General features: G+C 33.7%; 24 protein-coding genes, 1 tRNA gene and 3 pseudogenes. 14 read left to right on the top strand and 14 right to left on the bottom strand.

Features of this window, described 5'->3' with window-relative positions; translation table 11 throughout:
- Window positions 1–63: 63 nt before the first annotated feature.
- The 7 genes from AAGD44_RS00355 to AAGD44_RS00325 all read right to left on the bottom strand — a co-directional run bounded on the left by AAGD44_RS00355 (window position 64) and on the right by AAGD44_RS00325 (window position 6797).
- A complete protein-coding gene (locus tag AAGD44_RS00355) occupies window positions 64–828 on the bottom strand; it encodes an ABC transporter ATP-binding protein (protein ID WP_341764107.1) in 765 nt (254 codons plus the stop codon).
- 205 nt (window positions 829–1033) lie between these two features.
- Window positions 1034–1807: an ABC transporter permease gene (locus AAGD44_RS00350; RefSeq protein ID WP_341764106.1), complete on the bottom strand. Its 774-nt coding sequence runs from the start codon at window positions 1805–1807 to the stop codon at window positions 1034–1036.
- Window positions 1797–2915 carry an alanine racemase gene (locus tag AAGD44_RS00345; RefSeq protein WP_341764627.1) on the bottom strand — a complete coding sequence of 373 codons (1119 nt, stop codon included), beginning with the start codon at window positions 2913–2915 and terminating at the stop codon, window positions 1797–1799. Before AAGD44_RS00345 ends, AAGD44_RS00350 begins: the two co-directional genes overlap by 11 nt.
- A gap of 274 nt (window positions 2916–3189) precedes the next feature.
- Window positions 3190–4260, bottom strand: coding sequence for a ribose-phosphate diphosphokinase (locus tag AAGD44_RS00340; protein WP_341764105.1), 1071 nt, complete (start codon window positions 4258–4260; stop codon window positions 3190–3192).
- Window positions 4261–4270: 10 nt separating this feature from the next.
- On the bottom strand, window positions 4271–4843 hold the full coding sequence (locus tag AAGD44_RS00335; RefSeq protein ID WP_341764104.1) for a phospholipid-binding protein MlaC: 573 nt from the start codon (window positions 4841–4843) through the stop codon (window positions 4271–4273).
- Between the two features lie 13 nt (window positions 4844–4856).
- Entirely contained in the window at window positions 4857–5756 is a 900-nt protein-coding gene (locus tag AAGD44_RS00330) for a VacJ family lipoprotein (RefSeq protein WP_410520985.1), read from the bottom strand.
- Between the two features lie 9 nt (window positions 5757–5765).
- Window positions 5766–6797 (bottom strand): methyltransferase domain-containing protein, encoded by a 1032-nt coding sequence (locus tag AAGD44_RS00325; RefSeq protein ID WP_341764103.1) that lies wholly within the window; start codon window positions 6795–6797, stop codon window positions 5766–5768.
- A 722-nt stretch (window positions 6798–7519) separates the two neighbouring features.
- Here AAGD44_RS00325 and AAGD44_RS00320 point away from each other — a divergent pair.
- From AAGD44_RS00320 to AAGD44_RS00295, 6 genes and pseudogenes are all read left to right on the top strand, one after another.
- Complete coding sequence (locus tag AAGD44_RS00320; RefSeq protein ID WP_341764102.1) at window positions 7520–8722, top strand: pyridoxal phosphate-dependent aminotransferase; 1203 nt, start codon at window positions 7520–7522, stop codon at window positions 8720–8722.
- A pseudogene (locus tag AAGD44_RS00315) lies at window positions 8704–9352 on the top strand (lysophospholipid acyltransferase family protein). The gene AAGD44_RS00320 and the pseudogene AAGD44_RS00315 overlap by 19 nt, the downstream one beginning before the upstream one ends.
- Window positions 9353–9355: 3 nt before the next feature.
- On the top strand, window positions 9356–10651 hold the full coding sequence (gene waaA, locus AAGD44_RS00310; RefSeq protein WP_341764101.1) for a lipid IV(A) 3-deoxy-D-manno-octulosonic acid transferase: 1296 nt from the start codon (window positions 9356–9358) through the stop codon (window positions 10649–10651).
- Window positions 10652–11194 (top strand): isopentenyl-diphosphate Delta-isomerase, encoded by a 543-nt coding sequence (idi, locus tag AAGD44_RS00305; protein ID WP_341764100.1) that lies wholly within the window; start codon window positions 10652–10654, stop codon window positions 11192–11194. It abuts the gene before it with no gap.
- 97 nt (window positions 11195–11291) lie between these two features.
- Window positions 11292–11367, top strand: a tRNA-Ala gene (locus AAGD44_RS00300).
- A gap of 149 nt (window positions 11368–11516) precedes the next feature.
- Window positions 11517–11759, top strand: coding sequence for a hypothetical protein (locus tag AAGD44_RS00295; RefSeq protein WP_341764099.1), 243 nt, complete (start codon window positions 11517–11519; stop codon window positions 11757–11759).
- Here the strand turns inward: AAGD44_RS00295 and AAGD44_RS00290 are convergent.
- Complete coding sequence (locus tag AAGD44_RS00290) at window positions 11756–12646, bottom strand: IS982 family transposase (RefSeq protein WP_341764098.1); 891 nt, start codon at window positions 12644–12646, stop codon at window positions 11756–11758. The two genes, AAGD44_RS00295 and AAGD44_RS00290, sit on opposite strands and share 4 nt — an antisense overlap.
- 577 nt (window positions 12647–13223) lie before the next feature.
- On the opposite strand from AAGD44_RS00290, the gene AAGD44_RS00285 reads away from it, so the two are divergent.
- The 3 genes from AAGD44_RS00285 to AAGD44_RS00275 are packed head-to-tail and all read left to right on the top strand — an operon-like array spanning window position 13224 to window position 15332.
- Window positions 13224–13715, top strand: a complete 492-nt coding sequence (locus AAGD44_RS00285; protein ID WP_341763541.1) for a helix-turn-helix domain-containing protein — start codon at window positions 13224–13226, stop codon at window positions 13713–13715.
- Window positions 13716–13719: 4 nt separating this feature from the next.
- A complete protein-coding gene (locus tag AAGD44_RS00280; RefSeq protein WP_341763542.1) occupies window positions 13720–14217 on the top strand; it encodes an IS630 family transposase in 498 nt (165 codons plus the stop codon).
- The gene (locus AAGD44_RS00275; protein WP_341764097.1) at window positions 14196–15332 is read left to right on the top strand and encodes a hypothetical protein; all 1137 of its coding nucleotides are present in this window, start codon (window positions 14196–14198) and stop codon (window positions 15330–15332) included. Before AAGD44_RS00280 ends, AAGD44_RS00275 begins: the two co-directional genes overlap by 22 nt.
- On the opposite strand, the gene AAGD44_RS00270 is transcribed toward AAGD44_RS00275, so the two are convergent.
- From AAGD44_RS00270 to AAGD44_RS00260, 3 genes are all read right to left on the bottom strand, one after another.
- Window positions 15323–15820 carry an IS630 family transposase gene (locus AAGD44_RS00270; protein WP_341763542.1) on the bottom strand — a complete coding sequence of 166 codons (498 nt, stop codon included), beginning with the start codon at window positions 15818–15820 and terminating at the stop codon, window positions 15323–15325. The genes AAGD44_RS00275 and AAGD44_RS00270 overlap by 10 nt on opposite strands.
- Before the next feature lie 4 nt (window positions 15821–15824).
- Window positions 15825–16316 (bottom strand): helix-turn-helix domain-containing protein, encoded by a 492-nt coding sequence (locus AAGD44_RS00265; RefSeq protein WP_341763541.1) that lies wholly within the window; start codon window positions 16314–16316, stop codon window positions 15825–15827.
- A 272-nt stretch (window positions 16317–16588) separates the two neighbouring features.
- Window positions 16589–17383: a DNA adenine methylase gene (locus tag AAGD44_RS00260; RefSeq protein WP_410520984.1), complete on the bottom strand. Its 795-nt coding sequence runs from the start codon at window positions 17381–17383 to the stop codon at window positions 16589–16591.
- A gap of 361 nt (window positions 17384–17744) precedes the next feature.
- Between AAGD44_RS00260 and AAGD44_RS00255 the strand changes: the two genes are divergently transcribed.
- Both AAGD44_RS00255 and AAGD44_RS00250 read left to right on the top strand, forming a co-directional pair.
- Window positions 17745–18701, top strand: a complete 957-nt coding sequence (locus AAGD44_RS00255; RefSeq protein ID WP_341764096.1) for a sensor histidine kinase — start codon at window positions 17745–17747, stop codon at window positions 18699–18701.
- A 143-nt stretch (window positions 18702–18844) separates the two neighbouring features.
- Window positions 18845–20698, top strand: a complete 1854-nt coding sequence (locus AAGD44_RS00250) for an AAA family ATPase (protein ID WP_341764095.1) — start codon at window positions 18845–18847, stop codon at window positions 20696–20698.
- Window position 20699: 1 nt separating this feature from the next.
- Here the strand turns inward: AAGD44_RS00250 and AAGD44_RS00245 are convergent, their stop codons facing one another.
- Complete coding sequence (locus AAGD44_RS00245; RefSeq protein WP_341764625.1) at window positions 20700–21161, bottom strand: conjugal transfer protein TraD; 462 nt, start codon at window positions 21159–21161, stop codon at window positions 20700–20702.
- 433 nt (window positions 21162–21594) lie between these two features.
- Between AAGD44_RS00245 and AAGD44_RS00240 the strand changes: the two are divergent.
- Both AAGD44_RS00240 and AAGD44_RS00235 read left to right on the top strand, forming a co-directional pair.
- Window positions 21595–22884, top strand: a pseudogene (locus tag AAGD44_RS00240) (MobA/MobL family protein); the annotation flags it as partial.
- Window positions 22885–22964: 80 nt separating this feature from the next.
- Window positions 22965–23582 carry a transposase gene (locus tag AAGD44_RS00235; RefSeq protein WP_341763778.1) on the top strand — a complete coding sequence of 206 codons (618 nt, stop codon included), beginning with the start codon at window positions 22965–22967 and terminating at the stop codon, window positions 23580–23582.
- Here AAGD44_RS00235 and AAGD44_RS00230 read toward each other — a convergent pair.
- A complete protein-coding gene (locus AAGD44_RS00230) occupies window positions 23488–23694 on the bottom strand; it encodes a palindromic element RPE1 domain-containing protein (protein ID WP_341763779.1) in 207 nt (68 codons plus the stop codon). The genes AAGD44_RS00235 and AAGD44_RS00230 overlap by 95 nt on opposite strands.
- Before the next feature lie 4 nt (window positions 23695–23698).
- Between AAGD44_RS00230 and AAGD44_RS00225 the strand changes: the two are divergent.
- Window positions 23699–24049 (top strand): annotated as a pseudogene (locus tag AAGD44_RS00225) (transposase); the annotation flags it as partial.
- A 198-nt stretch (window positions 24050–24247) separates the two neighbouring features.
- Here the strand turns inward: AAGD44_RS00225 and AAGD44_RS00220 are convergent.
- Entirely contained in the window at window positions 24248–24418 is a 171-nt protein-coding gene (locus AAGD44_RS00220; RefSeq protein ID WP_341764093.1) for a hypothetical protein, read from the bottom strand.
- Window positions 24419–24438 lie beyond the last annotated feature (20 nt).

Below are 24438 nucleotides of genomic sequence, written 5' to 3'. Positions count from 1 at the left end.
ATAAGCATTAATAAGAGGCTTATAAAATATCTATGCTTAGATTTTCCTAAGTCCCACAACACCTTACACCTCTATTGGTCCTGAAGTTAGACCATTAACAAATTGCTGTAAATATGGATTATCGCTATTTTTGATTTCCTCTTTAGTACCGAACCATAAGATCTTCCCCTTATAAATCATGGTCACTTCTTTAGCTATCATATAAGCGCTATTCATATCGTGAGTTATAGTAATGGTAGTAACGTTGAGCTCTTCTCGTATTTTAATTATTAATTCATTAATAACATTTGCCATTATTGGATCAAGCCCAGTAGTAGGCTCATCCAGGAAAAGAATCGAAGGATTGCTACAAATAGCTCTAGCCAAAGACACTCTTTTTTGCATTCCACCAGAAAGTTCCGAAGGGTAAAGTTTTAAGATCCTAGGTGATAAACCTACAGAGTTAAGCTTAGAAGCCGCTAGTTCTTCTGTATCTTTTCTAGATAGTTTGAATAATTTTTCAGCAAAAAAAGTAATATTATCTTGCACTGTCAAAGAATCAAAAAGTGCTCCACCTTGAAATAAGAATCCTATGGTTTCCATAATTTTAAACCTATCTTTGTCTGAAAGATTTATAGTTTCCACCTCATCAATAGTTATACTACCTTTATCAGGTCTTATTAAGCCTACTATTGTTTTGATTAAAACTGATTTCCCGCTACCAGAACCTCCTAAAATCACCGTTGAACTGTTTTCTTTGATATCCAAATCTATGCCCGCAAGCACTTGATGATTTCCAAAAGCTTTATATAATGAACGTATTTTTATTTTTGGTTTTCCATCAGGCATAATTAATTCTTATAAAATTATATTCAAGTTACTTAACTATCAATGATTAGACTTCTTATATAAGTCAAAGAACTTCACTTTTAGAAAAAACGAAGCCAGCTACTAGAGCGTGCATAAACACAGCGCAGGAGCAAGAGGCAAGTTTCCACGACAAAATGACTAACTAGCAAAATGACTAACTAGATTGACTTATGCAGGAAGTATATTAAAAAAATAAAGCTGTCAACAAATAGTTGCTACATAAAATAAGTACCGAAGAACTGACCACCGCAGCAGTAGTGGCAGTGCCCACGCCTTTTGCTCCTTTTTCTGCATGATAACCACTATAGCAGCTAATTATTGCAATAATAAAACCAAATACTGCAGCTTTCACTAATCCTGAAATAACATCTATTGCTTCCAAAAACTTAAAACTATTTACTAAATATCCAGAACTATTAAAATCTAATTTATAAACACTAACTAAATAACCTCCTAGCACTCCAAGTACATCCCCTATTAATACTAAGCACGGTAAAGTAACCACCGCTGCTACTACTCTTGGAAACACTAAATACCGTAACGGATCGGTAGATAAAGTATAAAGAGCGTCTATTTGTTCCGTTACTCTCATAGTAGCTACTTCAGCTGCAATTGATGCTCCTACTCTTCCAGCTACCATAAGGCCCGCCAGCACTGGGCCAAGTTCACGAGTGATAGAAAGAACTACTACCGTAGCTATCGAACTTTCAGCAGAAAAACGCGAAAATCCTGTATAACTCTGTAAAGCTAGTACCGCTCCAGAAAAAAAAGTAGTCATCGCTACTACCGGTAAAGAAAAGAAACCGATAAAGAGTAGCTGTTTTAAAATTAAACCATAATATATAGGTCGCTTAAAAACAGTAGTCATTACTAAAAAGGTAAATATAGAAAAGTTTCCTATATTTCTGGCAAACTCTAAGGTACGTTTACCTAATAAATTAACTATATCAAGAATCATTTTTATAAACTTTTTTATATCGATTACCCATCATGGTTAATATTTCATAACCAATGGTATTAATTATATTGGCAATTTTATCTGGTGTACAATTATTCCCTATAATCTCAACTTGCTGTCCTAGAAAAATTTTTTCTGGTGGTAGATCAGTGACATCAATAGTGATTAAATCCATTGAAATTCTACCAACTACAGGAGCCCTATAGGAATCAATAAATACTTCTCCATAATTGCTAAACGCTCGAGAATAACCATCAGCATATCCAAGAGGTAAGGTAGCAATCATACTATTACGGCCTGTCTTAAAAGTCATATTATAACCAATATAATCTTCTGCTGATAGTTCTTGCAGATGAATTATTGGAGCCGTTAACCTAACAGGGTTATGTAATGAATGATTCATTAAGCTCCCTGATGGGTTAATACCATATAATGCCGCTCCGGCGCGTATTAGGTCGAAATGATATTCTTCCCCTAAAAATGCACAACTAGAGTTAGATAAGCTAGCCTTAATTTTTGGAAAAAAACTTAAATAATCCTTAAATTTTTCTAACTGCTGCTGATTATAAGGATCCCCCGCAACTTCAGAAGCAGATAAATGGCTAATAACATACTGTAATGCGAGCCCATCTAATAACCGCGGATTATTTACTATATCCTTGATTTCTTTATCTGTCATACCAAGCCTATTCATGCCAGTATTAATATGTATAGTACAAGATAGCGCATTACTGCTTGAACATATTTCTTTATTACGCAGAGCAAATTTTTGCCAAATTTCTAGCTGCTTTATATTGTTAAGCACCGGAATCAAGTTGTAGTGCTTAAACCATTCTACTTCCTCATAAAATACGCCATTAAGTACATAAATACTTGATCCACTAGCTAAAACTTGACGTAACGAAATAGCCTCCTCGATGTTAGCAACAAAAAAACTCTTACAGTTTTCCTGCTCTAGAGCAGGAGCAACAACAGACGCTCCTAGCCCGTAGCTATTAGCCTTAACTACCGCCGCTACTTCTGCTGATTTACATAATTTAGCCATAATACGGTAATTAGCTCGAATTTTTGCTAAATCTATTTCAAGAGTACAATGAGCAGTACGCATAAATATTTCCATTACATAGAAACCTTCACAGAACCTAGACTCCTTAGACCTCTTGCATAAGCCCTATCTAGTGGGTGTTCGGTCTAGTGGATGATTTTGTTGTCAAAATGTGGCCTTCCGCTCCTCATGTACATCCTTATCCATTGTGGTGCTCGGCTTCGTTTTCCCTAAAAATCCCGAGCGCTTTTTCGACTTATGTAGGAAGTCTAATAAAGTTAGGGTTCTTAAAATACCAGCAGTATATACAGAAATAATCAATTCTGAAAAGGAAATTTTATTTTTTTAATGCAGTCACTAAAAGGGAGACTATAGAAACAACTTGAAACTTAGAGCTTAAATTTGCAACGGCTATAGTATCAGTGATATATATGTTTGTTATATTAGAATTTTCAATCGCTGCTTGAGACGACCTAGAAAGTACGGGGTGAGTAATAAAAGCATCAACGGACAATGCCCCACATTCCATTAATAATTTAGCGCCTTTACAAATTGTCTGCCCACTATCCACAATATCATCAATTAATATACAATGTTTTTTCTCAACATTTCCTAGTATTCCTGACATGTGGTATTCATTATTGACAGTTCTACTTTTATTGATAACCGCTATCTCCATATTGCATAGCTTACTCATGGCCCGTGCACGCGCAATACCTCCAATATCTGGGCTTACTATAATATAGGCAATTGATGAGAAGTTGGTGACATCGTTACTCAATGCTTGGCTATTATATATCGGCGTCGCTCCATCGATCCTAGCACCAAATTCTCCTGAATTGACTATAGTATTAGCCTCCTTGCATAACTCTATCTGAGAGGATAATTTATAGGTTGCTTCAGTTGGCTCCTTATATACAAGTTCCGAAAGAGCCCTATTGTTATAATTATTGATTAGAGGAATAAATAAGCTGATAGGGTTAAGATTTTGTACTTCAATATTAAAAAAACCTTCTAATTGCTGTGAGTGCAAATCTACAGTAATAACTCGTTGTACCCCGGCAGCTTCTAGCATATTTGCTACTAACCGGGCTGCAACTGGCGCAAAAATATATGGTCTGCGATCTTGGCGGCTATATCCAAAATACGGTATAACTGCAGTGATGCTTTTAGCTCCCGCTCTTTTTACCGTATCCACTAACAATAATAGTTCCATTAAATGATTATTAACTGGTCTACAAGTAGATTGTACAATCACTACCTCACACCCATTTATATCCTCCAGAATTTGTACTCTTAATTCTGAGTCATCAAAGGTAGTAGTATAGGCTTCTATATATTGACAATTTAGTTCCTTAGCTAAGGATTGTGCTAAGTTTTTATGACTAAGCCCCGCTAGAATTTTCATGTTAAGGAGTTTAGGATTTTTTAGTTAACTCTTCGATTAAAGCGTCAAACCCTCTGCAACTTAGAATATTCATAAATTCTGATTGTTGAGAATTGATAAGGCTCACACCTTCAGTAATAATATCTGATACCTTAAAGTTAGCATGATGATCAGTATCATTAACTTTGCGTACTAGATATTTCACTTTAATATTTCCTATTAACATTGACACCATAGATTCATCATTACCAAGTGAACTTACTTCCAAAATTTTCGGTTCTTGGCCATGATAGTTTTTTACTAAACTAGCATAGGCTTTGCTCACATAATGACTATAGGCTTCTGTAAATTTACTAATTTGTTCAGGAAGGAGGGTTTTCCTGTAGCCTCCAAGGGTAAATTTAGCCATCCAGGGAAGATCCAAATTAGCCAAAATTAACTTTCTAGTTTTAGAAACTTTCGCCTCTTGACTTATCGTGTTGTCATTTAGTATAGTTAAGCCATCTTTTACTAATTGATCAACATATTTATCCACAATATCAGCAGCGTATATTAATCCAGGCATAGAACATAAAAATATTAAATATAGAGCAACTTTTTTCATAACTTCTACCTTATTATTTAGGACAAACAAATTGTTTAGGGTAAAAAAGCACAGACTCACGATTTTGATGGGTTGCTGATTTAATCGCAATATACGGATCAGTAGAGTTCTGGGCTACATAATCAGTAAAGGGTAATAACGCCAACCTAGTATCGATAGTTTGAGCACCAAATACTGTTACTCTGAAATCTCTATGTACCATATGCATTATAGGGTTAAAATAAGTGTTTGTAAACACCGAATCAGTAACATCCCGAGCATTAGTACCTCCCAAAAACGGTAACACTAAATATGGTCCGGGTCCTACCCCATAATTAGCAAGAGTGCTACCAAAAGATTGGGGTGCTACTGTTAAACCCATTTTACTCGCCACATCAAATAACCCCCCTATCCCAAACGTAGTATTAATAAGAAATCTCCAGACACTTTTCATAGTTTGTGCATAATTTCCCTGTAAGCCATAATTAACTATTGTTACAGGAGTGCTAATATTATCTATAAAGCTACTGACCCTAGCTTTAGTATAAGCGTTGGTAAGATTTTTGTAGCCTATAGTAACTGGACGTAAGAGCAGGTAATCCAAAACAGAGTTAAAAGCAAAAATTTTTCGATTTAGTGTTTCATAGGGATCATACACTTGATGACACCCTTTGCCATAAGTATAGGTATATCGAAAATCTTCATCAGCCTCGTTAGAAGCAGGGATAGCACCAGTAGCAGTAAGATTAAAAATACTAAAGAGTATTAGACTTCCTGCATAAGTCAATCTGGTTGGTAATTTGGTCGTCGCAGCTCGCCTCCGCTGCTCAGCTGTGTCTATGTACGCCGCTCGACTCGTCTTCGTTTTTCCTAAAAATCCTTCCACTATTTTTGACTTATGCAGGAAGTCTATTAATAAGATAAAGTATTTCATACAGCCTAATTAATTATTTTTCTTACACACTACCATATAGTACCTAGATTTTTTTTCTAGTTCTAATTCTTCATTACTTAATATAATAAATTTAGCTTGAGTTAATGCAGAATTTATTTCTTCGATAGTTGAAATAAATTCTTTTCCACCAATTGAAAAGCTAGGGGCAGTAGCGATAGGTAAACAAAATGCAAAATATCCTAATGGACTAGTACTTGAATAAATTAAAGTGAAATATTTTGTTAAATCTTTAGTAAAAGAAAGAGAATTCCAGCTTAATATTACATCATATTTATCAGAATTTTCCTGCAGAAAATCTGGTATTGATGCTTCTATTAACTGATCGTAAATATTAAGGTTAGTATAATATAATGGCACAAGTATATTCATGGCCTTAGCACTTTCAACGCCTGTCACAGTAAAATAATCAGGAAATCTTTTTCTGACTTCATAACCTATTAACCCAACATTACTACCTAATTCTAAAATTCTATAAGTATCAGGCAAATTCGTTATGGCAGTGATAGTTTTATTAATAAAAGTGTAAGGTAAATGCAATTTATTATGATTATAAAATTTATCAGCATAATACGGAGCAGTAAGATTTTTATATTGCCTCCAAATCGGTTGAGGGATTTCTGTTAAATTTTGATAATTTTGTAAAAAAACTCCTAACTTTACCTGGTCAGCTTCAAAGGATTGCAGTAAATGAGCTAAAGCTTTAGTATAGTTGTTTTTTAAAAAATAAGTCCAACCCAGCCAATAATTCGCTTCTGGGTCCTTAGGAGCAAAAAATTTCTCAACCAATTTAAACCGTAATATTGCATCATTAAGGTTATTTTTATGCAAATGTTCTAAACCAAGATTAAAATTTGTTTCTTTTATATGTTGTACCTTATATTTGAGATCTACAAAATAATGAATAAATATTAGGATTTGCCTTTGATACCATCTAGGAAAATTCGTAATACCTTGATAACATAATTTTAGTTTATCTTTTAATGAATTATAGGTGCTAACAACTACTCTACTACCAAACATATAATTTATGAAACTCCAATTGCAAATTATTAAAAAAACTGCTATTAATGAATTGAATTTGACAGGCTAAAGCTATATCAAATCCCGCTGTACATATGGAAACAATCAGGCTGGGATTTGAGCTGTACCTGTTCCTTAAACGTTAATTATTTTCTAATTATAGGGTAATTAGTCCCAAGCTGGAAGAACTAATAGCAGAAACAACCTAATTATAGTTGCACATTTTACAACTCATTTTTTAAGTCTAACCCGAGTTAAGTTATTTCAATTATTAACGTAGTTTTTCTCATATTATACATGAATTATCAATCAAATAACTACTTAACTTATGTTATAAAGAATAAATTTAATGTTATAAATATTTAAATTCATGTTAATGGGCTATAAGAGACTTCCTACATTAGTCAAAAAAGTCTTCGGGAATTTTAGAAGAAATGAAGCTGGCTACCTGTGCGTATACTGCTCGTACTTCAAGAATTGGATTTTATTTTAAATGGCGAGCGTTTGTTGCGTACAACTAAGTACGTGAGCACGTGAATCCATGATAAAATAAAAAAACAATTTTTGAAAGACGAGTAGTATACAAGACGTACCTGAGAAGCAGAGGCGAATTTCGACGACAAAAATACTAACGATAAAATTACCGACTAGATTAACTTATGCAGGAAGTCTAATCACTTTTCCTTTACGAGCAGGACACTCATTATTCGGACCTTTAAATTATGTCACTTATTTCTAAACGCTTAGAGCTAGTAAAACCTTCTCCTACCTTATCAATAGTTAACAAAACTATTGAATTACAAAAATTAGGCAAGGATATAATATCCTTAGGAGCAGGGGAACCGGATTTTGATACGCCAGATAACATTAAAGAAGCTGCAATTAAGGCAATCCGTGATGGTATCACAAAATATACCAATGTATCTGGGATAATAGAATTGAAACAGGCGGTACAAGCTAAATTTAAAAATGACAATCAACTGGACTATAGCTTAGATGAAATAATAATATCCAGCGGCGGGAAACAAGTAATATACAACTTATTTATGGCTTCTCTGGATAAGGGAGATGAAGTAATTATCCCTAGTCCATACTGGGTTTCTTATCCTGATATAGTGATGCTAGCTGGTGGTACGCCTGTATTTATTAATTGCGATATGGCAAATAATTTTAAGCTAAATCCGGAAGGATTAGAAAGAATTATTAACTCCAAAACTAAGTGGCTAATTATTAATTCACCAAGTAACCCGACAGGGGCGGCTTATACCCGCAAAGAATTAGAGGATATAGCAGCATTATTAAGAAACTACCCTCATATTAATATTATGTCTGATGATATATATGAACATATTATTTTTGATAATTTTCAGTACTATACTTTTGCTCAAATAGCCCCTGATTTGCATGAGAGAATATTTACTGTCAACGGAGTATCAAAATCATATTCTATGACAGGCTGGCGGATTGGATATGGCGCTGGATTTAAGCCATTAGTGAAAGCTATGACTATAATTCAGTCTCAAAGCACTTCAAATCCCTCTTCTATCAGTCAAATGGCCTCTATAGAAGCTTTAACTGGGCGGCAAGATTTTATTAAGACCAATACTAACAACTTTGAAAAGAAACGAGATTTAGCCTTATCTATCTTAAACAATGTACCTGCCATTAGCTGCTACAGGCCCGAGGGCGCTTTTTATTTATTTCCTCAATGTAAAGGTTTATTTGGGCTAAAAACGCCCAATGGGAAAATTATCAAGAATAGTCATGATTTTGCTCAATACCTTCTAGAAGATAGCGGAGTTGCAGTGGTTCCTGGCATCGCATTCGGCCTAGAAGGGTATTTCAGAATTTCGTATGCTACTTCAATAGATAATTTACAGGAAGGCTGTTTACGTATAGAGAGGGCTTGCACGCAGTTAAAGTGATAAAAAAATTTCTCAAAAAGAATAAATATATTCTTAGTTTTATTACTAATTTACTATATTCCTTACTTGAAAATTGTATATCTTACCTCTCGCTGGCAATTCATTTTCCCCAAAGATTATACTAAGGAAAAATTTTTAACTGAAAGAGGCGCCATTTTTGCTTTGTGGCATAATCGACTTGCTTTTGGACCACGAATATTTTGGGGTCATAAGGATATTTATGCTCTGATTTCTCCCCATTCAGATGGTAAAATAATTAGGCAAATAGTAGAGAAATTTGGTTTTGATATAATAAGTGGTTCAACCAATAAAGAAGCGGTAGCGGCCTTAAAAACAATTATAACAAAATTACGTAATAATAGTAATATAGTTATCACGCCAGATGGGCCACGGGGACCTGTTTACCAGATTAATAGTACTATTAATAAAGTTGCTAAAAAATACAATATAAAATTAATACCAATATCTTGTAATACTTCTAAATATTTTCTATTGAATAGCTGGGATAAACTGATTATACCTCTACCCTTTGGTAAGATTACAGTTAAGATAGGGTTACCTTTGGAATTAACGGGGAATGAGTATCAGGATAATATAAATTTACAGCAAGTATTAATGGAGCTTTTATAATTCATGATTTATTTCTACCATATTTTAAGTTTCCTCTTTTTACCCGTATATTTTATACTGATTATATTGAGAACATTTAAAGGTAAAGAAGATATAAAGCATGTGTGTGAACGCTTTGCTATTAGTAAAATATCCCCTAAAAAAGATGATTTTTTAATTTGGCTACATGCAGCCAGTATTGGCGAATCTAATATTGCCCTTACCTTAATTGAAGCCCTTAATGGTCTTTGGCTAAAAACACCTAGATCAAAAACCACTTTAAGATTTCTTGTAACTACTGGCACTACCTCATCTACTGCTTTACTACAGCAAAAGTTACCTTCAAATGCTATGCACCAATTTGTACCTATAGATAATATTATTTTTGTTAAGAAATTTTTTAGACATTGGCAACCTCAACTCGGAATTTTCATTGAATCAGAATTATGGCCCGCTCTAATAAGTGAAGGAAGTAGATATTGCAAATTATTATTAGTTAATGCCCGTCTTTCAGATAAGTCATTTAAATCTTGGAAGCAATTAAGTTACGTTTTTAGGTCGATTGTCTATAATTTTAGCCAAATTATAGTACAGAGTGACAAAGATTTTCATAAATTTACGCAGTTGGGTATAACAAATAATATAATTAACTTAGGGAATATTAAATTTGCTAATAAGCAGCTTCCAGTTAATAATCTCGTGTTAAACACTTTAATAACCCAGCTTAATAATAAGAAAATTATTGTATTTGCAAGTACACACCCTGAAGATGAGCAAGCACTATTTAGCCTTATTAAACCAGTAAAACAACAATATCCGGATTGCTATTTTATTTTAATTCCCCGACATCCTGAACGTAAAGATGATATAACTATAAGATGTAAAGAGTTTAAGTTGTCTTATCGCCTGAAATCTGAGCATAGCCAACCTATACTAACTGATGATCTTTATATTGTTGATACATTCGGAGAACTTGGACTATTTTTTAGTGTGGCTTACCTCACTTTCATTGGGGGTTCATTTAAGCAGGGGGGGCACAATATACTTGAACCTGCATATTTTTCAAATTATATTATATTTGGCCCTGATATGAGTAACTTTGCTGATATGGCAAGTAATATGGTTAACAACAACGCGGCTATACAAATTCAAGATGAGCAAGAATTATTAAATAAAATAATTTACCTTCTTGCTCCTAAGGGTTTTAAAGAAGTGCAAACTTACCAAACTAATGCTTTAAAATTTGTTAATAAAAATCAGCAGATCTTAAGTAACTATTTAGCTGTTATAGAACAATATTTACCCAACAAAGTTATTTAAATGACAAATTCAGTACATGTAGTACTAGTAGATGAATATAACAACGTGCTAGGCACGCAAGATAAACTAATAGCCCACAATGCTATCACCCAATTGCATCGAGGATTTTCAGTATTTTTATTTAATAGTAATAAAGAATTGTTACTACAAAAAAGAAGTGATACTAAAAAAACTTGGGGAGGTTTTTGGTCAAATAGCTTTTGCGGGCACCCTCAAATTCATGAAACTAATGAACAAGCAATTTATAGACACGCAAAATTTGAGCTAGGCATAGAAAGTTTACAAAAATTATATTTTATTAGTGAATATAGGTATAAATTTAGTCTAGGTAACATTACAGAAAATGAGATATGTCCTATATATTTAGCGATAACAGATGAGGTAGTGACACCAAACGTCCAAGAAGTATCAGAAACAAAATTTTTTAGCTGGGCTGATTTTAATTTATACCTAAAAAAACACGCTGATAAATTTACTCCTTGGTGTAAAGAGGAAATTAATATATTAGAAATAAATAAAACATTTAAAAAATTTATAGATTAATTTTTCTAATTATAGTATAAAGCTGCACTTATAATGTGCTTTTGTAGCTCCAATTTAAGATAAGTTTCTTATCCTAAATTGATTTCAATATTTTCATGGGGTCATAGCTCAGTTGGTAGAGCGTTTGAATGGCATTCAAAAGGTGGGGGGTTCGATTCCCCCTGGCTCCACCAGTCATCCCAAGCCTTTCAGAGCTTTGGAGCTTTTCCTCAAAAATTCATGTATTACCTATATGCTGCGTATATGCTGCTCATGGTTTAAAAAATAGTAGCTATAATTGCTTGCAAACCCTTACTGAATCTGATATTCAGACGGAGGGATTATGCAGCAAATAGTCAACTCTTCCTCTCACCCTATTGCTTATACCTCTGCTAATAGTAACCAAAATGATACTATCTTCTATAATTTCGTTGGTAATTTTGTACCACCAGAGTGGCGAGATCTTGAAAATGTTTGTGAAAAAGCTTTAAGTAAAACCGCTAAGCAATTATTATCCCTAGTAGTTTTTCGCCTGCAGGTTTGTTATAATAGCGGTAACAATCTACAAGATGATGAATTACGTTAATTCTGGATAAGAGAGTTATGAATATATAGATTAAAGTCAAGTTTTGTGGAAGGTTTAGTTTTTTTTAGAGAATAAGCAACTAGGGTAGAAAGAATATGAACAAAAGCATTAATAGGAGATCTATGTCTTGTATGTTCAAGATTCATTTTATTTTTTAAAAAATCAAAAACTGTTTCAATTAAGTTTCGTTTTCGAAGCAAGATTTTTTCCTTTAAATCCATTAATTTATTCGCCATATTTTTCTTAATTCCATGAATCATTTTTAAGCCTCTTTCATATAAATTTAAAAACAAATTTTGCTTGATATATCCCTTGTCAGCGGCCATAATGCCAGTTAATCCTTTAGTTAATTGCGCTACCGGAACTCTATCATCTACATTACCATTAGTCACTTTTAATGCCATAATTTCTCCTTGGTTATTAATTATTAAATGTAATTTAAAGCCATAAAAATATCCCATAGAGGATTTACTATGTTTGGCTAATCCTTTAAAAACTTTATTACTATAGCGTCGTTTATTGTGACAAGCTTTAATTGTTGTAGAGTCAATAAAATAAATACCTGTTTCTTGCCCAAATAATAAATGAATCAACATATTTAAGGGCATGAATAATCGCGGCATTAAAGCAACAAATCTGTTATAGCTTAGGGCGCTAGGGAAGTCGTTCTTATATAAATATTCGACGTAAGTTTTATAGAAAAATTTAAAGTTCTTAGCATGCGATGTATGAAACATAATTATTATTGTTAACATTTCGCTTAAACTCATATTACAAGCGCGATCTCTCTGCTTATTGGATGGTAATAATTTGCTCTTTTCATATTCAAGATAAATTTTACAAAAATCATCTATAAAACTATATAATTCTGTGATATCTTTCTTCATGCCTACAGTTTGTTTTTTTGTTCAAAAACTTCAATACTGTAGGTTGCCTCCCTTGGCAATCCTTATTATCTATTATCCTCCCATATTCCCCTTATCCAGAATTAACGTGTATAGCTTATAACTTCTTATAGGTTGCCTCCCTTGGCAATCCTTATTATCTATTATCCTCCCATATTCCCCTTATCCAGAATTAACGTGAATTGCAAGAATCGTACCATTTTTTTGAACAATCACTCGGAGTCTGTCAAAGACGTATTAGGCAATGTATGCTTGAATTGCAAGAAGGAGGTTTTATTCATTTGTATAATGCAACTATAGTAAAACATCACATCAAATGTCGAAACACCCCATGCATCAAATTGGCAAAAAATTTTCAGCCTTACCCGAAAAAATTTTCGCATGAAGCTGAAAAAAGTTTCGGGTCAACCCGAAAAAAATTTCAGCCACACAATATTATAGATATTAATAATAAATCTAATACCATTTCCCCATTATAAGCAGAGATATTAGATTGATAGAATGAGTAATTTATGATATAAAGCTAGGTAATAATGAAATAATAGGAAGTAACAAGGAAATGCCTAAAGTATCAAAAATGATAAATGACGAATTAGTATTAAAAGCAAGGGAAGCTTTGAATAACGGAGGGAAGAATGGTGTTGTAGTAACAAGATTAAAAGCCATACTAGCATCGAGTAAGCATGGTATTAAGAAAGTAGCGGAAGTTTATGATATCAACAGATCTTCGCTACATAGATGGGTTGCTCTATTTCGAGATCAAGGCATTGATGGTCTCAAGAACATAGCAAAGCCTTCTAGATCAAAATTAAATACTGCTCAAAAAGATGAGATTAAAACTTTGATAAAGAGAGACAGTAGTATTACGATTAAGAAATTAAAGATAGTGATAAAAGAAAAATTTGATATAGATATAGAAAAATCTAGTATACATAGAATGCTAGGGGCACTTGGGTTTAGGCATATTACTGGTAGAAAGAGGCATTACAAAGCTGACACATCTTCTCAAGAAGAATTCAAAAAAAAATCTACAACAAGTACACCAAGATAATCCTATGGTACCTATTTATTTTTTTGATGAGACTAGGTTTGGGACCAATACAAAACATGGTTTAGGATGGTTTGAAAAAGGCAGTAGGACTCCAGTTCCTACAAAGCTGGGATTTAAATCATTTTATCTTTATTCTGCTACAAATCATAGAGATGGAGACTCTTTTAGTTTAATTATTCCGAATGTTGATAAGGCCTGTATGCAAGTTTTTCTTAATGAATTTGCGAAACATATAACTACAAAAGTTATACTAGTGATGGATGGAGCTGGATGGCATAAAGGTCTTACAATACCAGCTAATATTGAGATTATGTACTTACCACCATATAGTCCAGAGTTAAATCCTGTAGAGAGGTTGTGGCAACATTTAAAAGATTCGGTATTAAAAAATAAAGTTTACGATTGTTTAACTAAACTTGAAGATGCTGTAATTGAATTTATTCAATCTATTTCAATAGAAACTATAAAATCTATATGTAATTGTTCATATATCTATTTATAATAGGGAAATGGTATAATATATCTAGATCTAGCGAATCTGAGTTTTTAAAAAATGTTTCTGAACAAAATGAGACAGTCGAGTCACCAGAACAAAAATTCCCCCAAGAGCAAATAGAACAGCATCAAGAACAAGCAGAACCGCTCTTAGCACCATCCTGTCAAGGATTACAAGGAACTCTTCCTCCTAGCGAGGGGCAAGGGTTAGCAGAAGAGAGGATTAGCAACATTGAGGATCTGACTGAAAAGGCTTACACAGCTGAAACAACGTTAGCTGCTAGCCTTACATCTGTGATAGAGAAAATGCCTAATTCCAATGGCAATGATTCAGCAATCTCCTCATATCTTAACGCTTCAGCGCCTTTGAACAATAAGGGCTGGTTCAAAAGAAAAAGGTTAGCAGATTTCCATCCACTAACTGAGGAAGATGCGGATTTACTGCAGTTAAGGTCAAATCGTGAATTCAACTTGAATTTTATCAACAAGCTGTTATTAAAATTGGCAGAACAGTATCCTAACCATTATTTTTGTAATAAAAAAGTGCTGCTGAACTATATGGTCAAGGCTTTAGCGCATGAACTAAGGGCAAGTAGCAAAGTTAACCAAAGCAGTTTTCAGTTCAAATCCAATGATCCTGAAAAACTAAAAGAGCAATATTTAGAAAAAATAGAACGCAACCTCGATACTAGCAAGCAAGCACAACTAAAGCGGAAAATTGCTGGAATATTTGAGGCTAATACCGCTTATGAGCTATTGACTTCTTGTGAATTTAAGGGAGTTGATCAAGATCAGTATCAACTGAAATTGTTAAAGGATATCAGCGTGTCAGAACACATGAAAACTAAGATATTAGAGCAAGTACAAGCGGTTTACGGTAATAAAATTAAGCAACTACAAATATTACCATTTAAGCCAGTTGCAGCCGCCAAACAAGAGATTAAAGATTTGTCAGGACTGAATAAGCTAGATCCAGCTTCAGTATGGTATAAGGTCAGGCGATTTTTGCTTCAGGAACATGGCCAAAATGCGGACCGTAGCATATTTAGTAAGTTAGCGGTGGTAGAAGAAGATAAAGTTGCCAGCCAAGTAATTCTTATACCATTTCCCTATTATAAATAGATATATGAACAATTACATATAGATTTTATAGTTTCTATTGAAATAGATTGAATAAATTCAATTACAGCATCTTCAAGTTTAGTTAAACAATCGTAAACTTTATTTTTTAATACCGAATCTTTTAAATGTTGCCACAACCTCTCTACAGGATTTAACTCTGGACTATATGGTGGTAAGTACATAATCTCAATATTAGCTGGTATTGTAAGACCTTTATGCCATCCAGCTCCATCCATCACTAGTATAACTTTTGTAGTTATATGTTTCGCAAATTCATTAAGAAAAACTTGCATACAGGCCTTATCAACATTCGGAATAATTAAACTAAAAGAGTCTCCATCTCTATGATTTGTAGCAGAATAAAGATAAAATGATTTAAATCCCAGCTTTGTAGGAACTGGAGTCCTACTGCCTTTTTCAAACCATCCTAAACCATGTTTTGTATTGGTCCCAAACCTAGTCTCATCAAAAAAATAAATAGGTACCATAGGATTATCTTGGTGTACTTGTTGTAGATTTTTTTTTGAATTCTTCTTGAGAAGATGTGTCAGCTTTGTAATGCCTCTTTCTACCAGTAATATGCCTAAACCCAAGTGCCCCTAGCATTCTATGTATACTAGATTTTTCTATATCTATATCAAATTTTTCTTTTATCACTATCTTTAATTTCTTAATCGTAATACTACTGTCTCTCTTTATCAAAGTTTTAATCTCATCTTTTTGAGCAGTATTTAATTTTGATCTAGAAGGCTTTGCTATGTTCTTGAGACCATCAATGCCTTGATCTCGAAATAGAGCAACCCATCTATGTAGCGAAGATCTGTTGATATCATAAACTTCCGCTACTTTCTTAATACCATGCTTACTCGATGCTAGTATGGCTTTTAATCTTGTTACTACAACACCATTCTTCCCTCCGTTATTCAAAGCTTCCCTTGCTTTTAATACTAATTCGTCATTTATCATTTTTGATACTTTAGGCATTTCCTTGTTACTTCCTATTATTTCATTATTACCTAGCTTTATATCATAAATTACTCATTCTATCAATCTAATATCTCTGCTTATAATGGGGAAATGGTATTAAACCCAATACGCCCTTTATTGAGTATTTAGTAAGACAGCGTCATATGGGGGATTTAAGATTGGCTTTTCAAGCACAAAATTTTACTTTTAAGCTAGAGCAAGCAGATAAGGAGAGCAAATTAAGGGAACTGTAATATGTTGGATAAATACGTCTGTTAGTTAATTTAACTTCAATAATTTGTAATAATCACTTCATAAGAGGTTTTCCGTTTTTCTGGGATGGAATATTTTATGTCTACAGTACTGATGTTAAAGCCTTGATAGAGATCTCTGGTAAAAGGTGTATCGCTGTTAGAAATCATAGCTTTTACCCCTTTATTATCTAATTCTTTAACAAAGTCGCGTAGCCTGATTTGCTCATTTTCATCGAAAGGTAAGGGGGTATAAAATGTTTCACCTGATTGATGATAAGGTGGATCCAAATATACAAAATCGTTCGTTGTAGGTTCAATGAAAGAAAAATCTAGGGCGTAAATGTAGGTGTTGTTTAAAAAACTACTACATTGACGTAGTCTGTTATCGATATCAGAATTAGCATGGATTTTGCTCGAGAAGGATACCGCTAGTTGACCGTCTTTTTTTACACGGTAGATGCCTTTGAAGGCGTATCTATTGAGATATATGAACCTTGCAGTAATTCTGCTGGGACTGTTAACATTATTATCCCTAACCTGATAGTAATAGTCTTGTGAATGATTTTCTTGATGTGATTCTAATAATTTACTTACCTCCGTTGGATCTTTTTTAACGGCATTGTAGCTGGTAACTAAATCAAGGTTAATGTCCGATAGGAAACATTTATTGAACATGTGCTTTACTTGGAAAAATAATGCGCCACCACCAAGGAATGGTTTATAATAATTGTTGAGGCCTAGAGGAATATGTACAATTAGCTTATCAGTGATTTTTCTTTTACCACCAACCCATTGTAAAAATGGTTGCGGTTTATTAGAAGTAGGCAGCATAATTTTTACCAGTATCAATAATAACAAATTATACTATAAATACAGCTGAAATGCCAGTGGTAATGCGGATTACAGAGGCTTTTTCTACTCTGAAGCGGCAAGATTATCACTGTATTTTGGTGGTGTTTGGAGAAATATAATTTCCTACATGTCTCTAATTTGCAGCTTTTTAGAGTTGTTGGTAAAAATCTGGACAGAGTGCTTTAGAAATCCTCTGTACTCCTCAAAATAATGCTGATATCTCTGCTGATGATGCGACACTAATGTAGCATCAGGCACAGAGGTAACGTTCAAATCGAGAAATTCACACATTACCTCCTGTGCTACCACTTTTGTAACCAAAAATAGTTAGAGCCATTTTATGACAAATAATGTTAAAAATCAACAACAAGAGCAAAATCAAATTGCAGAAAAGGGCTGGATTGTTAAATTTTCTCCAATATTTGCCACATTGATACCAGCATCTGCGCAAGAGACTCATACAATTAGCTATCACGATCATTACGTTGATATTACTAAATTTAAAAGCCTAGAACTCGAATTACAACAAATAAAAGAAAAGTTACAAACAGCTGAAATAACTAAAATGCACTTAAAGAATATTAGCCATAGTATCAATGTGCCTAGTAAGGGAATTTTGGAACAAGTGACTAGACTTTATGCAATGGAGCAAAACGCGGAAGTAAAAAACCATTGGGCTGCTATTATGGATTGTGCTAAAGCGCTACTAGATTATTCTAATGATGTACATGAATTTTTTATAGCTAATCCCGGATTAACTTCTATAGTTTTGAAAGCATTTAACCCAAAGAAATTAGTGGAACAATCAATAGCTAAAGCTGGAGCCGCAGCTTTGAATAAAGGAATAAGATTAGTCTCTAATATTCGTTATGAAATGCCAGATGTTTTGCTAGGTGATAGCTATAGATTGCAAGCAATATTGAATCAATTAGTTGGTAATAGTGTTAAATTCACTGGAGAAGGCACGGTCGTCATTACTGCTAATCTATTTCCTGCTAGAAGCTTTAAAGATAACCATGATTTTGATGGTTTAGAGCAAAATCATAGAGATAGGATATTACAACTTATGGTCCACAATACTGGCATTGGTATCTCTGTGGAAAAGCAACAAGATATGTGTGAAGAACTCGAAAGTTTTGATTCTGCTATACAATATAAAGTATTAGCTTTAGGATTAATGTGTGTGAAACAGTTGATCCACGAAATGAATGGGAAGATTGTCCTGAGCAGTGAAGAAGGAAAAACTACGACTGTTGAGTGCAAAATACCGGTGCAATTGCCAAATAGCACTGATTAGTTAGAGGACAATACGTTGCTGTAAGCCTTACAAACTTACAGCAATAAATTATTTGCTTAAATTACTTAGTGGTCTAATTTATTTATGTTATAATTTATTATAGTTTAAAGATGTGCAGTAATTCTTAAATATAATCAACTAATATGACAGTGAACCTTTCGGATACTAATTCAATAGATCAAGCTATTAGCCCTGTTGCTATTGGTAATAAGTTACCTAGAATGTTAGTAGGGACCGATGAATTCTATGATTTAGTAGTTAATAGTGATGTATTCGTAGATAAAAGTCTAATGATTATGGAAGTACTCCAAGATAGTGGTAAAGTGATTCTTATTACTCGTCCAAGGCGCTGGGGTAAGAGCTTGAATATGAATATGCTCCAGAAGTTCTTTGAAATAGAGGTAGATGAAGATGGTAGGCCTTTACCTGAGGAAGAGAAAATAAATAATAAGCTGTTTTGGGGAGGTACAGTAGATTTAGGTTTTGATGAAACTAAAGAGCTTAAACCTTTGAAAATTGCAAGTATTACCAATGCGATGAAACGTCAAGGAAAATGCCCAGTTATTTCCATAAATTTCAAGGATGTGAAAGGGAATAGTTACCAGGAGATAGAGTCTAAGATACAAATGCAAATAATAAAATTATATGAAAAACATAGGTATTTAGAACAATATTGCCAGGAAAGTGCTACATTATTATCCAATAATCAAAAAACACAACTCACCCGCTACTTTAATGGGAATATTAACAAATTAGATATAGAGAATAGTTTAGGCTTCTTAAGTGAATTACTTTTTATGCACTTTGGTCAGAAAGTTTATATACTAATTGACGAGTATGATACACCGATTAATAGTGCGTACATTAAATTTGGTCATAAATCAGAAGAATTCGAGCTGGTACTTGAATTATTCCGTGGAATATTTGGTAGTGGCCTTAAAACTAATACACGTTTAGAAAAAGGAGTAATTACTGGCATATTACGGATTGCTAAAGCTAATTTATTCTCAGATTTGAATAATGTTAGTGAATATACTTTATTAGATGAAGATTTTTCTAAGTTTTATGGTTTTACTCAAACAGAAGTAGATGGGTTACTTACAAAAGTATCAACTACAACTGATCCAGAGAAGATTAAAGATTGGTATAATGGTTATACATTTGGCGGGGAAGTCATTTACAATCCATGGTCCATAATGCAGTGTTTAGCGCACAAGGGTAAACTTGATCATTACTGGCTAGATAGCGGGGGAACCGGGCTTGTTGATAAGGCGTTATTGTCAGATGAAATCCAAAAAGATTTGCAGGAACTGCTAGTGGGCAAGGGTATAATTAAAAAGCTATACAAGCAAATTTCCTTGAGTGAGATAGAAGAAGATGAAGATATATTTTACAGTTTACTAGTATTTGCTGGTTATTTAAACCCTGCGATTGCTGATGATAACGCTGAAAGCCCAACTTATCATTTAACCATCCCTAATAAGGAGGTACGGTACATTTATATTGCACGAGTGACAAAATGGGTTGCTAGGAAATTAAACATAAAAGTGAGTGAGTATGATAATTTTATTAATCTCTTGTTACTACAGCAAATAGATAAGTTTAAAGAAAAATTACAAGAATATTTACTAGGCTCAACTAGTTATCATGACCTAAGTAGGGAGAGGGATTATCATAATTTAATGGGTGGAATTTTAGCCCCTTTGGTTCGGAAATATATGATAGAATCTAACAGAGAATCTGGACATGGTAGGTGTGATCACATATTGATTCCAATAGCTCAGGCGCTAGACACCGCAATTATTATTGAATATAAAATATGTAAAACTTCGGAAGAGTTAGAATCGACTGCCAAAGCAGGGTTAAAGCAAATTATAGATAAGCAATATGATAGCAAAATAAAAGAGTATCAGCATGTTAAAAAGATTATAAAGATTTCTATGGCTTTTGCGGCTAAGGAAGTGGCAATGCAGTATCAGCTTGATATAGTTATTTAGCTTATATCGACTTTACTATCTCTAGTTCATATTCTACATCCAGCAAACCATTTTTTAGAGATTGTATGTCAGTTATGAACCCATACCACTCTTTTCGCAAACTATTCCACTTCAATCCATGTTGTCTGATGTGGGTGCGTATGGATTCTTCAGGTTTAGAGGCAAATTTTATGATAACAGCAGTTCTCGTTTTTTCCTCTTGATCAAAAATATCTCTACCTATTTTGGTCCAGTGATTCTGAATATCAGGACATTTTGTTAGTTCACTTTTTAAGGTAACTAATGCCCCAAATAAACTATTGGTAGGTAAGGCATCTAATTCTGCTTTTACAACTAAACCACCCACTTGAATTAAATGACGAGTACGCATTTTCCGTTCTTTGATTTTGAATTTTACTTCTTCCATTATCAACCTAGCTTTTTTCTGCTGGAGTTTAATTTTTTGCTGTGTAGCCTCGTGCATTTGGTGCACTGCTATTGTTGCAGTATTTTGTTCTTTACTATTTACCATAATTTTCTACATAAGTTATCTTGTATGTCAGGATGCCCAAACTGCTGAAGTCATTCAAGTGTTAGATGTGACTGCCTTAAAATTTTTCTTGAACCAGCATCCTAATTCTAAACACACCCCTCTCCCCCTCCAATTATACTGATCTCCAAAACCTATCACGCCATAAAACAGTAAACACAAATCCAGCTGTCTCTAACAGGAGACAGGGGAAAAATAACGAGCCTAAGGGTTATAGACTGCCTTCCCAAGAAGCAGGCTATACGCAATATAGAAACTAAAGTTTCTTGCTATGTGGTTTGTTCTTTAGCTCGCATCTGCAATTTTTCCATGCTAATCTATTCATGCAAAGTAATGCCAGGTTAACATTATCGTGTAGTAGTAAACTATGGCCATTCAATTTGCAAGAATCGAGATAGTTAGTAGAAGTAAAGGGGGAAATAGCTGTTGTAAAGCTGCTTATAATGCTAGGACAAAAATCAAAGATGAACAGACTAATATTACTTATGATTTTACAAAAAGAGGAGACAATGTTTACCACATAGTTTTATTACCCAATCATGTAAATAGTAGATTTAAAGATCCAAAAATATTAATGAATGGGGTAGAGCGACTAGAGAAAAGGAAGAACAGCCAATTGTTAAAAGATGTAGTGATCGCCTTGCCAGATGATAAGGAACTAAACCTAGAAGATAGAATAGCCATCACCCATGAGATCATTGATGAAATGGCTTGGGTAAAAAATGGTTTAGGGGTGCAGGTAGATATCCATAAGCCGCACAAGGGTGAGAGGAATTGGCATGTGCATCTGCTGCTGACAACTCGGAGATTTAGCAAAGATGGTAAATCTCTTGGAGAAAAAGCAGTAGATTTAAATCCACAATTTAAAAATACGAAAGGGGGAAAAGACTTTATTATTCCTGAAGAAGAAATAATTCACGAGAAGGTTAAGGAGGTGATCAATAGATACTTCGAAAAATTAGGTTTAGACAACCGCGTAGACGCTATTGGCGCAGTAGCGCAGCAACATATTGGCCCCGTTAGAATGCGAAGCCTAATCAACAAGGTGGTAGAGGAAAATGAATTAGTTAAGGATGCCAATTTAAAGATCATAAAAGAAGCAAATGGATTATTGGATCACATTACCAAGTATCAAGCTATTTTTAGTAAAAAAGACGTGCAGCAAGCCATCCAGAAGGTAGAAGATGAAACAATACCGCAAGTAATAAAACAAGTACTAGCTTCAGAGAGATTAGTAACATTATACCAGCAAGATGGTAAGGCAACAAATTATTATACTACTATAGAAGTACGAGCCGAAGAGTTACGGTTAATGCGGATAGCGGATAAAGTGAACCAGCAAGCTCATTATGATAATATCTATGCATTTAAGAAAAATATAGAAAATCTAACGAATGTTAGCGAGTGGCAGAGAGAAGCGCTAAAAACTATATTAGTAACTGATAAAGGAGTCAGAATTTTAAGGGGCAGAGCCGGTACCGGTAAATCGCATGTTTTAGGCATAGCTTATAGACTTGCAACTAGCCGCCGGCAAAATGCGATAGGTCTAGCACCGACTCATAAAGCAGTAACAGAGCTCAAAGACAAAGGTTATGAACAATGCCATACAGTTAAGGGATTTTTATTTAAACTGTATAATGACCGCATAAATCTACCCATAGTACCCTACGATTTTGGGTTGGAGGGTTGATTTAGGGAGGGAAGAAGTAGTATAAGGTTGATATTTTTTGAGAAACTATGCACCAAATACTACTTCAAGAATTGATTTTATATATAGACGGAAATAAATCAAGATTAAAATGTTTGTCTGGGATGATAATCAGTTTAATAACTGGAGGTTCTATCGACCCAAAGGGTTTAGCGCTTGGTATTTCAGGTGATGCTAAAGCATCGTCAAAAATCCATAGGATTTATCGATTGTTAAAAGAATTTACTTTTGATTATATGAAGGTTGCATCATTACTGTTAAGCTTGTTCGGTGTAGGAAATTATGTTGTAGCAATGGATCGAACAAATTGGAAATTTGGTAAAACAGATATTAATATTTTGTTTTTAGTAATTGTAATTGGTAAGATATCAGTGCCAATATATTGGCATTCTTTATCGCATGGTGGAGCTTGTTCTAAAGAATTTATGGAAGAATTTTTGCAGAAGTTTATTGACAATTTTGGGGTTGAAAAAATAAAATATTTACTTGCTGATCGAGAATTTATGAATAAAGAATGGTTAAATTTCTTAATAGATAATCATATAAGATTTGCTATTCCCCTAAGAACGGATCACCAAATTCGTCTTGAGAAAGGTTTAAAAACTTTAACGATTGGAAAAATAGACCTCTTGCATAACCTAATCTAATTGGTAATTTTGTCGTCGAAACTCCTCTCTGTTCCTCACGTACGTCTATGTACGCTGCGGTACTCGACTTCGTTTCTCCTAAAAATTCTTCAATTATCTTTAGGTTATGCAAGAGGTCTAATATGTTAACCAAATATAGTGCTGTTAAAAAAATATGGTCTGATATGGGTTACCAAGGTAGCAAGTTAAAGGATTATATTAATAAAGAGTATGATATTGATTTGGAAATTGTTAAGAGAAAAACAAGGCATGGAGTTTGGGTACATAAAGATACTCCGGTCCAGAGTTTACCAATTAAACAGTCGGGTTTTAAGGTTGAACCGCGACGTTGGGTAGTAGAGCGTACCTTTGGTTGACTTGGTAGAAGTAGAAGATTAGCAAAGGAATATGATTTTTTAACTCAAACATCCCAAAATTTTATTTATATTGCTATGAGCAAATTACTTTTAAATCGCTTATTATTATAAATCTAGAGTTTTACAACAAGCTCTATCTTCCTCAACTTTATCGCTCTTGCTCTTATTAAAGCTTATAACTTATTTTGTTAACAGTGCTATACCAAAAATAATATAAAATCATCTAATGCATTATTTAGTTTGTTTTTAGGGTATTTTAAGACTGCAGCTAATTTTTGGTTCAGCGGTTTAGAGGTAACTTCAAGAAATTCACTTAATATTGTCAGAAGATGGTAAGATATTTCTCACTACTTTAAGAAAATCTACTTTAGAAATGTTAATTTTACTAAAAGCATGAAGTTGGATGATTCGTTTTTCAATATAAGGTAGTTCTTGATATTGTTTTAAATTGAGCGGATGCGCTGAGGAGGGTGTATACATAAATTAAATCAATTATTAAT

Source organism: Candidatus Tisiphia endosymbiont of Beris chalybata (genome assembly GCF_964026555.1).
In the GTDB taxonomy this organism is placed as follows: Bacteria; Pseudomonadota; Alphaproteobacteria; order Rickettsiales; family Rickettsiaceae; genus Tisiphia.
This window is presented reverse-complemented; position numbering and strand designations above follow the sequence as displayed.

Coding starts and splice junctions, on each gene's coding strand:
- AAGD44_RS00260 (WP_410520984.1), bottom strand. CDS start 17,383: ATGCTGCCTACTTCTAATAAACCGCAACCATTTTTACAATGGGTTGGT.
- AAGD44_RS00270 (WP_341763542.1), bottom strand. CDS start 15,820: ATGGTACCTATTTATTTTTTTGATGAGACTAGGTTTGGGACCAATACA.
- AAGD44_RS00325 (WP_341764103.1), bottom strand. CDS start 6,797: ATGTTTGGTAGTAGAGTAGTTGTTAGCACCTATAATTCATTAAAAGAT.
- AAGD44_RS00265 (WP_341763541.1), bottom strand. CDS start 16,316: ATGCCTAAAGTATCAAAAATGATAAATGACGAATTAGTATTAAAAGCA.
- AAGD44_RS00255 (WP_341764096.1), top strand. CDS start 17,745: ATGACAAATAATGTTAAAAATCAACAACAAGAGCAAAATCAAATTGCA.
- AAGD44_RS00330 (WP_410520985.1), bottom strand. CDS start 5,756: ATGAAATACTTTATCTTATTAATAGACTTCCTGCATAAGTCAAAAATA.
- idi (WP_341764100.1), top strand. CDS start 10,652: ATGACAAATTCAGTACATGTAGTACTAGTAGATGAATATAACAACGTG.
- AAGD44_RS00320 (WP_341764102.1), top strand. CDS start 7,520: ATGTCACTTATTTCTAAACGCTTAGAGCTAGTAAAACCTTCTCCTACC.
- AAGD44_RS00295 (WP_341764099.1), top strand. CDS start 11,517: ATGCAGCAAATAGTCAACTCTTCCTCTCACCCTATTGCTTATACCTCT.
- AAGD44_RS00345 (WP_341764627.1), bottom strand. CDS start 2,915: ATGCGTACTGCTCATTGTACTCTTGAAATAGATTTAGCAAAAATTCGA.
- AAGD44_RS00280 (WP_341763542.1), top strand. CDS start 13,720: ATGGTACCTATTTATTTTTTTGATGAGACTAGGTTTGGGACCAATACA.
- AAGD44_RS00350 (WP_341764106.1), bottom strand. CDS start 1,807: ATGATTCTTGATATAGTTAATTTATTAGGTAAACGTACCTTAGAGTTT.
- AAGD44_RS00220 (WP_341764093.1), bottom strand. CDS start 24,418: ATGTATACACCCTCCTCAGCGCATCCGCTCAATTTAAAACAATATCAA.
- AAGD44_RS00335 (WP_341764104.1), bottom strand. CDS start 4,843: ATGAAAAAAGTTGCTCTATATTTAATATTTTTATGTTCTATGCCTGGA.
- waaA (WP_341764101.1), top strand. CDS start 9,356: ATGATTTATTTCTACCATATTTTAAGTTTCCTCTTTTTACCCGTATAT.
- AAGD44_RS00285 (WP_341763541.1), top strand. CDS start 13,224: ATGCCTAAAGTATCAAAAATGATAAATGACGAATTAGTATTAAAAGCA.
- AAGD44_RS00355 (WP_341764107.1), bottom strand. CDS start 828: ATGCCTGATGGAAAACCAAAAATAAAAATACGTTCATTATATAAAGCT.
- AAGD44_RS00245 (WP_341764625.1), bottom strand. CDS start 21,161: ATGCACGAGGCTACACAGCAAAAAATTAAACTCCAGCAGAAAAAAGCT.
- AAGD44_RS00340 (WP_341764105.1), bottom strand. CDS start 4,260: ATGAAAATTCTAGCGGGGCTTAGTCATAAAAACTTAGCACAATCCTTA.
- AAGD44_RS00235 (WP_341763778.1), top strand. CDS start 22,965: ATGCACCAAATACTACTTCAAGAATTGATTTTATATATAGACGGAAAT.
- AAGD44_RS00250 (WP_341764095.1), top strand. CDS start 18,845: ATGACAGTGAACCTTTCGGATACTAATTCAATAGATCAAGCTATTAGC.
- AAGD44_RS00290 (WP_341764098.1), bottom strand. CDS start 12,646: ATGAAGAAAGATATCACAGAATTATATAGTTTTATAGATGATTTTTGT.